General features: G+C 74.3%; 10 protein-coding genes and 1 pseudogene. 3 read left to right on the top strand and 8 right to left on the bottom strand.

Annotated elements, in window-relative coordinates:
- Positions 1–68: 68 nt before the first annotated feature.
- The 5 genes from ACFVFR_RS25910 to ACFVFR_RS25890 form a co-directional block, all read right to left on the bottom strand.
- Positions 69–491 (bottom strand): hypothetical protein, encoded by a 423-nt coding sequence (locus ACFVFR_RS25910; RefSeq protein ID WP_383705844.1) that lies wholly within the window; start codon positions 489–491, stop codon positions 69–71.
- 638 nt (positions 492–1,129) lie between these two features.
- Positions 1,130–1,804, bottom strand: coding sequence for an MBL fold metallo-hydrolase (locus ACFVFR_RS25905; protein WP_383705842.1), 675 nt, complete (start codon positions 1,802–1,804; stop codon positions 1,130–1,132).
- A complete protein-coding gene (locus ACFVFR_RS25900; protein WP_383705840.1) occupies positions 1,801–2,898 on the bottom strand; it encodes an S-(hydroxymethyl)mycothiol dehydrogenase in 1,098 nt (365 codons plus the stop codon). Before ACFVFR_RS25900 ends, ACFVFR_RS25905 begins: the two co-directional genes overlap by 4 nt.
- 432 nt (positions 2,899–3,330) lie before the next feature.
- Positions 3,331–3,768, bottom strand: coding sequence for a hypothetical protein (locus ACFVFR_RS25895; protein ID WP_383705838.1), 438 nt, complete (start codon positions 3,766–3,768; stop codon positions 3,331–3,333).
- Between the two features lie 388 nt (positions 3,769–4,156).
- Positions 4,157–4,564: a MerR family transcriptional regulator gene (locus ACFVFR_RS25890; protein ID WP_383705836.1), complete on the bottom strand. Its 408-nt coding sequence runs from the start codon at positions 4,562–4,564 to the stop codon at positions 4,157–4,159.
- 84 nt (positions 4,565–4,648) lie between these two features.
- On the opposite strand from ACFVFR_RS25890, the gene ACFVFR_RS25885 reads away from it, so the two are divergent.
- On the top strand, positions 4,649–5,533 hold the full coding sequence (locus ACFVFR_RS25885) for an NAD(P)-dependent oxidoreductase (RefSeq protein ID WP_383705834.1): 885 nt from the start codon (positions 4,649–4,651) through the stop codon (positions 5,531–5,533).
- A 178-nt stretch (positions 5,534–5,711) separates the two neighbouring features.
- Here the strand turns inward: ACFVFR_RS25885 and ACFVFR_RS25880 are convergent, their stop codons facing one another.
- Together ACFVFR_RS25880 and ACFVFR_RS25875 are read right to left on the bottom strand one after the other, a co-directional pair.
- Complete coding sequence (locus ACFVFR_RS25880) at positions 5,712–6,944, bottom strand: GNAT family N-acetyltransferase (protein ID WP_383705832.1); 1,233 nt, start codon at positions 6,942–6,944, stop codon at positions 5,712–5,714.
- Positions 6,945–7,154: 210 nt separating this feature from the next.
- The gene (locus ACFVFR_RS25875; RefSeq protein ID WP_383705830.1) at positions 7,155–7,730 is read right to left on the bottom strand and encodes a TerD family protein; all 576 of its coding nucleotides are present in this window, start codon (positions 7,728–7,730) and stop codon (positions 7,155–7,157) included.
- A 329-nt stretch (positions 7,731–8,059) separates the two neighbouring features.
- On the opposite strand from ACFVFR_RS25875, the gene arfB reads away from it, so the two are divergent.
- Positions 8,060–8,488 (top strand): alternative ribosome rescue aminoacyl-tRNA hydrolase ArfB, encoded by a 429-nt coding sequence (gene arfB, locus ACFVFR_RS25870; protein WP_383705828.1) that lies wholly within the window; start codon positions 8,060–8,062, stop codon positions 8,486–8,488.
- A 1,715-nt stretch (positions 8,489–10,203) separates the two neighbouring features.
- Here the strand turns inward: arfB and ACFVFR_RS25865 are convergent.
- Complete coding sequence (locus ACFVFR_RS25865) at positions 10,204–10,839, bottom strand: flavin reductase family protein (RefSeq protein WP_383705826.1); 636 nt, start codon at positions 10,837–10,839, stop codon at positions 10,204–10,206.
- Positions 10,840–11,190: 351 nt separating this feature from the next.
- Here ACFVFR_RS25865 and cdgB point away from each other — a divergent pair.
- Positions 11,191–12,121, top strand: a pseudogene (cdgB, locus tag ACFVFR_RS25860) (diguanylate cyclase CdgB); the annotation flags it as partial.

The raw sequence follows: 12,121 nt of genomic DNA, 5'->3' as shown, positions 1-12,121 counted from the left end.
GGAGCGGCGGCCGGCGGGGCGCGGTGGCCAGGGGTGCTGGCCCGGGAGTGCTGTGCTGGGCGGGGTGACTAGCCCACGCCGTTGACCGAACTGGTGGCCTGCCGCGCGCGGTAGAAGTCCTTGCAGAGCGGCAGGGAGCCGGTCAGGTTCTTGGTGAACTCGGCTGTGATCCACTGCTCCTTGCCACGGATCTTGTACCAGTAGGTGCTGTCCTGGATCTGCTGGGCGCGGACTCTACAGTCCAGGCCGACCACGGTGCCGTTGCTGAGGTTGCCCACGTCCGTGGCGTCCTCGCTCGGGTACATCCGGATGTTGAGCGGCTTCGAACTGCGCGTGTCGACCGTCACGTGCGGCTTGGCCGGGGCCGCGGCCTGGGTCTTCTCCGTCGCCTGCGCCGAAGCGGTGCTCAGCCCCAGCGCCAGGCCGCTCGCCGCCACGCCGAGGGCCAGCGTCGCCGCCGTTACGCGAGCGCGGCGCGTCCTTGCTGCCATGTCACTCATCTCCTTGCGTCGTCGCGGCCGGCCGGGGCCGGACGCGAGAGTCGGGACTACACAAGCGAGGACGCGGCACTCCGGGCGAAGGGTTCGGGTATGTCCGGATTTTTTCTCATTTTTCTTCCCTGGATCGGGTGCGACCGAGAACGACAGGTCCGCCTCGTGCTCGGCCCACCCCCGCGCACCAGGCCCGACCACACCGGGGCTCGATTCCATCAGACCCCACCCGCCCCGGCCGCCACCCCCACCTCCAACGAACCCGCACGCCGCACCCGTACCGACCCGCGACCACCCGCCCGTACGTCGAGAACGCTCGACTACCGAAGGCGGAGCCCGCCCGTCCGCGACCCTCCGTCCGTGCGCCGAAGCGCCCACCCGCGACCACGCACCCGCCCGCCGTAGCCGTCCGACCGGCGCGACCACGCGGCCGTACGCCGAAGTCGCCGGCCGCCGGCCACCCGTACGTCCAGCCCCCGGCGCCCCCTGGCCCCCCGGCTCCGCCCCGACCCTCGGCACCGCCCCGGCCGCGCGGGCCGGACCGTACGGCCCCCGTCCGTACGCCCCGGCCGGGCGGCCGGCGTCGCGCCGTCGCGGTCCGGGTCGCTGCCGAACCCGCTGGCCCGCGCGGTCAGCGCCTAGTGACCACGGGCGATCCACTCCGCCAGGTGCGGCGCCTCGGCGCCGATCGTGGTGGAGTCGCCGTGGCCGGTGCGGACGGCCGTCTCGGGCGGCAGCGTCAGCAGGCGGTCGCGGATCGAGTCGACGATTGTCGGGAACGAGGAGAACGAGCGCCCGGTGGCGCCGGGGCCGCCCTGGAACAGCGTGTCGCCCGAGAAGAGCGTCCCCACGCCCGGCACGCCGCCCTCGTCCGGCGCGCCGGCCGTCAGCGTCGGGGCGTACAGGCAGACCGCGCCGGGCGAGTGGCCGGGCGTGTGCAGGACGCGCAGTTCGGTGCCGGCGACGGTGAGGACGTCGCCCTCCGCCAGTCGGCCGTCCGGCGCCCGGTCGGGGTGCTTCATCCGCCACAGCGGCTCGTCGTCCGGGTGCAGCAGGATCGGCGCGCCGGTGGCGTCGGCGACCTCGGGGGCGGCGTCGATGTGGTCGTCGTGGCCGTGCGTGCACAGGATGCCGAGCAGCCGGCGGTCACCGACGGCGGCCAGGATGGCCCGCGCGTCGTGCGCGGCGTCGATGACGTACACCTCGCTGTCGTCGCCGACCAGCCAGACGTTGTTGTCCACCTCCCACACGCCCCCGTCCAGCGAGAACGTGCCCGAGGTGACCAGGTGGTCGATCCGCGCGTCGCCGCTCACAGGGCCACCACCGAACGCAGCACCTCGCCGCGGTGCATCTTGGCGAACGCCTCCTCGATGTCGTCCAGCGTGATCGTCTCGCTGACGAACGCGTCGAGGTCCAGCCGTCCCTGCCGGTAGAGGTCGATGAGCATGGGGAAGTCGCGCGAGGGCAGGCAGTCGCCGTACCAGGACGACTTGAGCGCCCCGCCACGCCCGAAGACGTCCAGCAGCGGCAGCTCCAGCTTCATCTCCGGGGTCGGCACGCCGACCAGGACGACGGTGCCGGCCAGGTCGCGGGCGTAGAACGCCTGCTCGTACGTCTCCGGGCGGCCGACCGCCTCGATGACGACGTCGGCGCCGTTGCCGTCGGTGAGCTCGCGCACGGTCTCGACGACGTCGGCGGTGCGCCCGTTGACCGTGTGCGTGGCGCCGAGCCCGCGCGCCTGCTCCAGCTTCCGGTCGTCCAGGTCCACCGCGATGATCTTCGCGGCTCCGGCGAGTTGGGCGCCGGCGATCGCGGCGATGCCCACGCCGCCGCAGCCGATGACCGCGACGGAGTCGCCCCGGCCCACGTTGCCGGTGTTGATGGCGGCGCCGAGGCCGGCCATCACGCCACAGCCGAGCAGCCCGGCGGCGGCCGGCGACGCGGCCGGGTCCACCTTGGTGCACTGGCCGGCGGCCACCAGCGTCTTCTCCGCGAACGCCCCGATGCCCAGCGCCGGCGTCAGCTCCCGGCCGGCCAGCGGGCCCTCGGCGATCGTCATCTTCTGGGTGGCGTTGTGGGTCGCGAAGCAGTACCAGGGGCGGCCTCGTTTGCACGCCCGACACTGGCCGCACACCGCGCGCCAGTTGAGGATCACGAAGTCGCCGGGCGCCACCTCGCTCACCCCCGCGCCGACCGACTCCACGACACCGGCCGCCTCGTGTCCGAGCAGGAACGGGAAGTCGTCGTTGATGCCGCCCTCCCGGTAGTGCAGGTCGGTGTGGCACACGCCGCACGCCTGTACCCGGACGACCGCCTCGCCCGGCCCCGGATCGGGCACCACGATCGTCTCCACCCGGACCGGCTGACCCTTGCCCGGGGCCACCACGCCCCGCACCTGCTGCGCCATGCGAGCTACCTCTCTCTACGGTTCGCGCCCCGCGGGTTCACCTCCGCGCTCCGCGCGCCTCCACTCTGGTACGCCACGCCCCCACCGTCCAACCGACGCGACCCACCCACCACCGCTGACCAGCCGACCTCCCCCCACGAGCGGGCCCCACGTGGGCCCGGAGGCCGGCACACGCGTGGCCCCCGAGGGGCGGGCGGGGCCGGCCTTTGAGGGGAGTGGGAGCCGCCCCCTGGGGGGGGGCGAGCGTGCCCGGCCGGCGACGGTCGGCGGGTGGTGGGGTGGCGCGCGGACGCGGTGCGGGTGGGCGCACGGCACGGCGCCACGGTGGAGGTGGGCGCGGTGGCGCGGCGGGGCTGGGCGGCGGCGCCGCGGTGGCGCGGGGCGGGCGGGTGCGCCCCGGCGGGGTTGCGCGGGGCGCGGGGTGGCGGGGCGTCAGGAAGCCGTGGGCGGGGCGGCCTCGTCGTCGGCCGGGTCGGCCAGGCCGGCCGGGTCGGACGGATCGGTCAGGTCGGTCAGGTCGGCTGGTCCTGGTGGGTCGTCCGGCGTGTCGGCGGTCAGCCGTTCCCCACGGCAGGTGGCGATCCGCAGGGCCTTCTCGGAGGAGCGGACGAGTTCGCCGAGCGCGCGGCGGAGCTGGTCCTCGGAGGCCGCGCCGTCCAGCGTCGCCCGCGCGTGCTCGGTCACCGACGCCGCCTGGTCGAGCGCGCCGTCCTCCATGCTGTACATGAGGTTGGCCAGGAGGCTGTCCGAGGTCTCACTGGCCACGTAACACGAGTCGCCGTGCGGTCCCACGTACCGCTTCGGATGCTGCCACGCGGTGTGCCGCAACAGGGCCGCCACGCCCTGGTTCCACTCGCGTTCCTGACTCACCTGCCGTGTTCCCTTCTCGGGTGGGGACAGCTATGGGGACCATGCGTGACACGTACGGTCAAAACCGTGGAAAAGCAGCGTGCGTCAGGGCGGTCGCCCAGGCTCCGGTCACGCGGGTGACCGCCAGCGTCGGCCACTCTCGCACTGGCGCGCGCCCGCCACCAGGGGGCCGCGTGGTGTCCGCGTGCGCGGCCGGTCGCCCTGCGTGCCCGACTCGCCGCGTGCTGAGCGTGGTTGACCGGATACGCCCCGGGCGATTCCCCACCCCGACTCTTCCCCGCCGCGGCACGGCCCCCGGCACGGCACGGCACGGCCCCCGGCATGGCAGGGCCCCGGCCGGACGAACCGGTCGGGGCCCTGACGTACGCGATCGGGATTCCGGGCTCGCTCAGGCGGACAGCCGCTCCAGGTCGCCGCCGTCGATCGGTGGGTAGCGGTCGTCGCCGGTGCGTTCGGCCGCGTCGATGTAGTGGGCCAGCGCGTCGCGGGAGCGGGCGAGGCGGCTCATCTGGTCGTCCAGCCGGCGCAGCCGCGAGCGCATCGCGGTCAGCAGCTCCGGGCAGCCGGGCAGTTCGGGGGCCTCCCCGACCGCGCAGGGCAACACGTAGGCGATGTCCTCGGAGGACAGCCCCGCGCCGAGCAGATGCCGGATCTGCCGGACCCGCAACACGGCCTGTTCGTCGTAGACGCGGTAGCCGTTCGCGCCGCGCTCCGCCTCCAGCAGGCCCTGCGCCTCGTAGTAGCGCAGCTGGTGGGCGCCCACGCCCGTCCGCCGGCTCAGTTCCCCGATCCGCATCGGTCCCCCTCGTGCTCGTCCGTGCCCGCCCCCGGTCGGAGACGGCTTGACCTTCACACCGGTATCAACGTTGACGATGCTGCCATGAGCAACGAAACACAGACCTCCGTGACCGTCATCGGCCTGGGCCTGATGGGCCAGGCGCTCGCCGGCGCGTTCCTGAAGGCCGGCCACCGCACCACCGTGTGGAACCGCACCGCGTCCAAGGCCGACCACCTGGTGGCCGACGGCGCCCACCTGGCGCCGACGGTGGCCGACGCGGTCGCCGCCAGCCCGCTGACCGTGCTGTGCGTCAGCGACTACCGGGCCGTACACGACCTGCTGGGCGCCGACGGCGTGGACCTGGCCGGCCGCACACTGGTCAACCTCACCTCGGGCGACTCGGCCCAGGCCCGCGAGAGCGCCGAGTGGGCCGCCCAGCACGGCGCCCGCTACCTGGACGGCGCCATCATGTCCCTCCCGCCGGGCATCGGCACCGAGGAGGCGGAGATCCTGCACAGCGGCCCCGAGGAGGACTTCGCGGCCCACCGGGACGCCCTCGCGGCCCTGGGCACCGTCACCCACCTGGGCACGGACCACGGGCTGGCGTCGCTGTACGACGTGGCCGGCCTGACGATGATGTGGAGCGTCCTCAACGCCTGGCTCCAGGGCACCGCCCTGCTGCGGACGGCCGGCGTGGACGCCGCGACGTACGCGCCCTTCGCCCGGAAGATCGCCGCCGGCGTCGCCGACTGGCTGCCCGGCTACGCCGAGCAGATCGACAACGACGCGTACCCGGCCGAGCTCTCCGCCCTGGAGACCGACGTCCGGGCCATGGCCCACCTGGTCGAGGAGAGCGAGGCGGTGGGCGTCAACGCCGAACTGCCCAAGCTGATCAAGGCGATGGCCGACCGCTCGATCGCCGCCGGCCACGGCAAGGAGCAGTACCCCGTCCTCATCGAGGAGTTCACCCGGCCCGAGCGGGCGTGAGCGGCCCGGGTCCCGCCCCGGCAGGGGAGGGCGGGACCCGGCCCGGGCCCGACGACCCGGCGCGGGCTCGTGGGGCGGGTGGGGTGGCGCGGTCGGGGGTGCGTGACGCGGTCGGGGGTGCGTGGCGCGGGCCGGGGGCACGGTCGGCGCGTACGCCGCACGCCGGTCGCGTCGTGGCTCAGTACGGCAGGTAGTAGCTCAGCACGTCCGCCGTCAGTGGCGGGAACAGCGCGTGGAACAGTTCGCCGTCCGCCGCGTACACGTCCGGGCGGATCGTGGTCAGGCCCGCCATGCCGCGCTGGCCGAACAGCAGGGCCGGGAGCTGGTCGGGGGCCACGGCGGCGCCGCCCGGGCCGGGCGACTGCCGCGGCCCGCCCCTGACGACCTCGCCCAGACCGTCGGCGAGGACCGGAAGGCGGTAGTGGGCGCCGAAGGTGGACAACACGATGTCGCGCCCGCCCCGGTCGATCCCGGCCGCCGCCAGCCGCCGCCACAGCACCGGCCGCAGCCGGTCGAGCAGCGCGGCCGGGTCCGGGACGCGTACGTAGTACTGCTCGGCCGACGCGGCCGGCGCGGGGTCCACGAGGTCCCGCCAGGCGTCGGCGGTGACGGTGCCCGCCCGGTGCACCACGCGCGTGCGCGCCCCGGGGTGCCCAAGGGCCGTGCCCCGCAGCAGGTCGCGCGCCGCGGCCTCGTCCACGGCGGCGGCCTCCGCCAGCAACACCGAGTCGCCCGGCGGCGTGACGCGCCCGCCGGCCACCACGGCGCCCTCGCGCTCCACCACCCACAGGCCGCTCGCCTCGTGCTCCAGCAGCCAGCGCCAGCGCGCCCTCGGATGCGGGACGGCCACGTCGAACCCGCCCTGCGCCGCGTCCTGGAGGGCCGCCAGCGCGGGCAGGTCCGTGGCGCGCGCGGGACGGATCGCGGGTTCGCCCGCGCCCGGTGGCGGGGTGCGCACGGGCAGCGCGGGCGGGATGTCGACGGCGTACTCGTAGCCGAACAGCCGGTAGAAGTACGGGATGCCGATCATGATCTGGACGACGTGTCCACGGGCGGCGGAGCGTTCGTGAGCCCAGCCCATCAGCGCCCGCACCAGCCCGCGCCCCTCGTACGCCCGGTCGGTGGCGACCAGTTCCACCTGCCCGGCCGGCAGTCGTACGTCGCCGACGCGGATCTCCTCGTCCAGCAGCGTCGCTGTGGACACGACCCGGTCGCCGTCCACCACCACCGCGCACGCGGGCCAGCCGAGATCGGGGTCGGACACGACCAGCCGGTGGTCGACGGCGTCGGCCGCGTCCCCGCGCGCGGCCAGCAACGCCCCGATCTGCTCCAGGTCGGCGGGGCCGGCCTCGCGCAATACGAGGCCGTCCGGTAGGTCGCGGGGTGCGCGTGCGGCGCTGTGCGTGCTCATTCCGGAACTATCGCTTCCCCAAGCTCGTTCGGCCACGGGTTTTCGCAGGTGGGGAGCCCGGGACGGGACAGAGCGCGGCGGCCCCCCTCGACCCGTCGGTCGAAGGGGGCCGCTCGCTGTCCCGGGACTACCGGGCCGGCGCGGTCGCCGAGTGCGTCAGGCCGGCGCCGGGAGACCGTGGTGGTCGCCGCGTCGCCGGTCGATCGTTCGTCAGACGCTGACGCCGAAGTCCTGCGCGATGCCGGTGAGGCCGGACGCGTAGCCCTGGCCAACGGCGCGGAACTTCCACTCGGCGCCGTTGCGGTACAGCTCGCCGAAGACCATCGCGGTCTCGGTGGCGGCGTCCTCGCTCAGGTCGTAGCGGGCGATCTCGGCGCCACCGGCCTGGTTGAGGATGCGGATGTACGCGTTGCGCACCTGGCCGAAGTTCTGGCTGCGGCTCTCGGCGTCGTAGATCGAGACCGGGAAGACGATCTTCTCGACGTCGGCGGGCAGGCCCGCCAGGTTGACGTTGATCTGCTCGTCGTCGCCCTCGCCCTGGCCGGTGAGGTTGTCACCGGTGTGCACGATCGACTGGTCCGGCGTCGCCTTGTTGTTGAAGAAGACGAAGTGCTGGTCCGAGTAGACCTTGCCGGTCGGGTTGACGGCGATGGCGCTGGCGTCCAGGTCGAAGTCCTGGCCGGTGGTGGTGCGGACGTCCCAGCCGAGGCCGACCGTGACGGCGGTCAGGCCCGGTGCCTCCTTGGTGAGGGAGACGTTGCCGCCCTTGGACAGGCTTACAGCCATGGGGTGTCCCTTTCCTGATACGGATCGATGTCGGGCTTCGTGACGACCACGAAGCTACCGTCACCCCTCACAACGCCAGCGGGGGACCACTGGGTTCCAACCCCCTTTACTTTCTTTGCCAAACGCTGGCGGTACGGAGTGAATCGTTCCGGTTGTCTGGGTGGGGGGCGTCGCCCCGCGCCTTGGCCGGGGGACCGGTGCGGGGCCCGGGTGTCGGACGCCGGGCGGGTGGCCGGTTCGCGTCGCCGGCGGGGCGCGGGGCGGGGGCGGCGGCGCGGGCGCGCGGAAATGCGGGTGACGGGAGCGTGTCAACGAGGGAGCATGGGGGCATGTCCGGGCCCTATGTCATCCGTGGTGCGGTCTGCCTGCCGGAGGCCGAGTTGGTCTGGCGTTTCTCGCGCTCGTCCGGGCCCGGCGGGCAGCACGTGAACACCAGCGACAGTCAGGTGGAGTTGCGCTTCGACCTGGCCGCGACGAAGGCGCTGCCTCCCGTGTGGCAGGAGCGCGCGCTCCAGCGGCTGGCCGGACGCCTGGTCAACGGCGTGGTGTCCGTACGCGCCTCGGAGCACCGCTCCCAGTGGCGCAACCGCGAGACCGCGGCGGTCCGCCTGGCCTCCCTGCTGGCCGAGGCCAGCGCCCCGCCCCCCAAACCCCGCCGCCCCACCCGCATCCCGCGCGGCATCAACGAGCGCCGGCTCCGTGAGAAGAAGCAGCGCGGCGACACGAAGCGCGGCCGTACGGGCCGCGACTGGCAGTAGTCCCCCTCCCCCGAGAGCCCGCCCACGTCGGCCGCCCCGCCTTACGCCACAAGCCGCGCCCCCCCCCCGCGTCAGCGGCTCCGCGCCAGCCGCCCCGCCCGAGGCCCCGCTACGCGCGTCAGCGGTTCCGCGCCGGCCGCCCCGTCAGAGGTTTCGCCTTATGCCAGGGGTTCCGCCCCGCGCGTCAGGGGTTCCGCGTACGTCGATGCCCCCGCCAGCGGTTCCGCCCGCATCCAGAAGTCGCGCCCCACGCCGCCAAGGGGCCCACGCCGGCTGTCCCCCGCCGCCAAGGGGCCCACCTCACGCCGGCGCCCACGCCAGGCGTCCCGACCCGCGCCCACGGCCCGCCCCACACCGGCCCCGCCGGCTCCCGTCCCGCGTTCCCCCCACCCTCCAGGCGCACCAGCCGCCGTGCGGCGGTGCGCGCACCTCGCCCCTCTCGTCCGCCGCGCACGCTCCCACCTCACCAGCCTCCGCGCCCGCCGCCGTCACCGCGCGAGCAGGGCTCGCGCCCCCGTAGTCGCGCGCCGCTCCCACCGGCCTCCGGCCCGCCCTGCGGTCCCCCCCGCCGTGCGGGCCCACCGGCATGCCGCTCCCACCGGCCTCCGGCCCCCGCCGTGCGGTCCCCCCGCCCTGCGAGCCCCCCGGCATGCCGCTCCCACCGGCCTCCGGCCCCCCGGCGTGCGCCCCCCGGCCTCCGGCCCCCCCGGCCTCCGGCCCCCGCCGTGCGGCCCCTCCGGCCTCCGGCCTCCTGCCCCATCGCCGTGCGGCCCGTCGGTATCCAGCCCCGGTGGCATCCGGGTGGCGGGGTCGGGGAACGGCGGGGCGCACGGGCGTCACCCACCGACCCGCCAGCGCCCCGGCGTCGTACCCCGGCGCGGAAACAGATCGTCGCCCGATCGGGGCGGCGGGGGTCGCGTGGGAGGGGCGGGCTGTCGAATCCCGGGGAAATCGCGCCGTGTCCGGGGCGGTATTTCCCCGGGATTGCGCGGGCCGATCACAAAGCGCCGGCGGTCGCCGGCGCGGCGATATCGCCACACCATTCCGCGCGCCGCCGCTTCTCGTATGCGAACAGCCGTACGTACTCCCGGAGCGACCCGCTCGACCCCTTACCTTCGCCACCCCGGCACATGCGCCGCGCATATCACGCACTCCGGTACGCGACAGCGAGAGCCTGCTATACGACACCCCTTCCGGTGCCAAATCGAGCAGGACATCGCGCGCCGCGCCCCGTTATGCGGGCTGGTGATCCACGGCTGTCGCGGCGCGGTCGCCACCCCGGCGCGCAGCGGGTCCGGGCGGGCGGCGCCGGGTCAGGGCGAAGGCCCCGGTGCGGCCCGCGCGCGGGGGCCGTCGGCCCGTCGGGCCGGACCGGACGGCCGTGTGTCGCGCGGCCCGTGAGCGTCTCGGTCTTCGCATCCCCACCCCTCCCCGCGACCGTGCGCGTCCCGCGAACGGCGCGCAACGGCGTTGCCAACAACGGTATCTGATGGGTTATCAGCTCGTGTCGGAAGGGATGCCGCATGGCCGAGAACGTGGCCCGGATCTCCTGACCGGTCCGGATCGCGGCGCGCTACCGAAAGGGGTGGGGAGTGGGGGAAGAGGGGAGGGAGGAGGGGCGGGGGAGGGCTGAGGTGGAAGGGGACGCGCGAGGGGAAGGGGACGCGGGTGCCCGTCCGGGGCGTCCGGTCCGGGGTGCCCGCCGGTGGGCGCGCTCAGCTCAGGTGGCGGTACCGGCCACGGAAGTACGTGAGTGGGCCGCCCTCGGTCCCCGGGGTGGCGGCCGTCAGGACGCGGGCCACCACCAGCGTGTGGTCGCCGGCCGCGACGCGCTGCTCCGTCCGGCACTCCAGGGTCGCCAGCGACCCGCCGACCAGCGGCGCCCCGGACGCCTCACCGCGCGTGTGGTCGACGTCCTGGAACAGCAGCCGGTCGCTGAGCCGGCCCTTCATCGCGAACCGGCCCGCGATCTGCCGCTGGCCCTCGGCGAGCAGCGACACCGCCCACAGCGGCTGCCGCTCCAGCACGTCGTCCATCCGCGAACCGGAGCGGACGCTGACCATCACCAGCGGCGGGTCGAGCGAGACGGACAGGAAGGCCGTGGCCGTCATGCCCACGTCCTCACCGCGCGGCCCGTCCTCCGCGTCGTGCGCCGTCACCAACACCACACCGGCCGCCAGTCGCGCCAGCGCGGCCCGGAACTCGTCCTCACTCACCCCTCCAGCATGCGCGACGCCGCGTTCCGGCTCCGCGGCGGCGGTGGTCGGGGCGCCCGGAGCACGGGTGGCGTCCGGGGTGGCCGGCGTGGTGTCCGGGTCGGACGGGGCGGAGGAGGGCGAGGTTCGCAGCACGTCCCCGACGCTAACCCCCCGCCCCGACCGCCCGCATCGGGCTCCCGGCCGAGGTGGGCCCTAGGTCCCTGGACCGAGCGCGCGCTAAATCCGCACCGATATTCGATACGGCCGTCGCCGGTAAACGTAATCGCATTCCGGATTTGCTTTCCGCAAATATCGCGCGCCCCGTCTGAGCCCGGAGAACGGCGATATCCCACCTCGTACATGTGTTGTGACATGAGTCACAACGGGCAGTAATTGTTGACCCTGTGTACCGGGTGGACAGCTCGCTGTGATTCAGTGGCCGTGGCAGTGAGAGACGACGAGAAATTCTGGAGTTGCTGTCGAGGTCTCGGGGGAGAGCGATCGATGGAGACCGAGTCGGAGCCGTACATCCGCCTTGCGACCCTGCGGCAGCTGCATCAGGTGGTCGCAGAACTGAACACCGGGCGCAGCCTGGCGGAGACCCTGCAAACCGTCGCCGACGGGGTGATCCAGGGCCTGGGATACGAACTGTCAGCCGTCAACCTGGTCCGCCCGGACGGTGACCTGGTGGTAGCCGCCGTCAGCGGCAGCCCCGGAGCCGAGGCGCTCATGGCGGGCCGGGTCGGCTCGCGGACGTCGTGGGAGCGGCGCCTGTCGATGGGCGACCGCTGGGGCGACCTGAGATTCATCCCGTACACCGAGGGCTGGGTGCTCGACGACGACGACGTGCCGCAGTGGCACGTCGCCGGGCCGGCGCCCAGGTTCCCCGACGAGTGGCACCCGATGGACCGGCTGTTCGCGCCGATGCGCGCGGCCGGCTCGCCGAACGGCGAACTGCTCGGCGTCATCTCCGTGGACAAGCCGCGCAACGGCCGCCGCCCCGGCGCCTGGGGCCGCGAGGCCCTCCAGATGTACGCGTTCCACTCGGCCATCGCCATCGGCAACGCGCGACTGCGCGCCAACATGCAGCGCGCGCTGGTGCGTCTGGAGCGCGACCAGCAGGCGCTGCGGGCCAGCGAGGAGAGCTTCCGGCAGGCGTTCGAGTACGCGCCCAGCGGCATGGCCATCGCGGAGATGGGCGGCGACCAGCACGGGCGGCTGCTGCGCACCAACGACGCGCTGTGTCGGCTGCTCGGCCGCTCGGCCACCGCCCTGCGCCGCTACTCCTTCTCCGACCTCGTCCACCCCGAGGACATCGGCACCCTGCTGCGCACCTCGGCCGAGGGCGGCCGGGCCGAGCTGCGGCTGGCCCGGCGCGACGGGACGTACATGCTGTCTCTAATACACATCTCAGATCACACGAGACCTGTACCCA

Source organism: Streptomyces sp. NPDC057702 (genome assembly GCF_042799315.1).
Classification (GTDB): Bacteria; Actinomycetota; Actinomycetes; order Streptomycetales; family Streptomycetaceae; genus Streptomyces.
Note: the sequence above shows the minus strand (reverse complement) of the source record. Positions and strands in the feature narration are given on the sequence as shown.

Bases quoted from the DNA above. Each gene is read 5' to 3' on its own strand.
- ACFVFR_RS25890 (WP_383705836.1), bottom strand. From the start codon at position 4,564: ATGCGGATCGGGGAACTGAGCCGGCGGACGGGCGTGGGCGCCCACCAG.
- ACFVFR_RS25910 (WP_383705844.1), bottom strand. From the start codon at position 491: ATGGCAGCAAGGACGCGCCGCGCTCGCGTAACGGCGGCGACGCTGGCC.
- ACFVFR_RS25875 (WP_383705830.1), bottom strand. From the start codon at position 7,730: ATGGCTGTAAGCCTGTCCAAGGGCGGCAACGTCTCCCTCACCAAGGAG.
- ACFVFR_RS25880 (WP_383705832.1), bottom strand. From the start codon at position 6,944: ATGAGCACGCACAGCGCCGCACGCGCACCCCGCGACCTACCGGACGGC.
- ACFVFR_RS25885 (WP_383705834.1), top strand. From the start codon at position 4,649: ATGAGCAACGAAACACAGACCTCCGTGACCGTCATCGGCCTGGGCCTG.
- arfB (WP_383705828.1), top strand. From the start codon at position 8,060: ATGTCCGGGCCCTATGTCATCCGTGGTGCGGTCTGCCTGCCGGAGGCC.
- ACFVFR_RS25900 (WP_383705840.1), bottom strand. From the start codon at position 2,898: ATGGCGCAGCAGGTGCGGGGCGTGGTGGCCCCGGGCAAGGGTCAGCCG.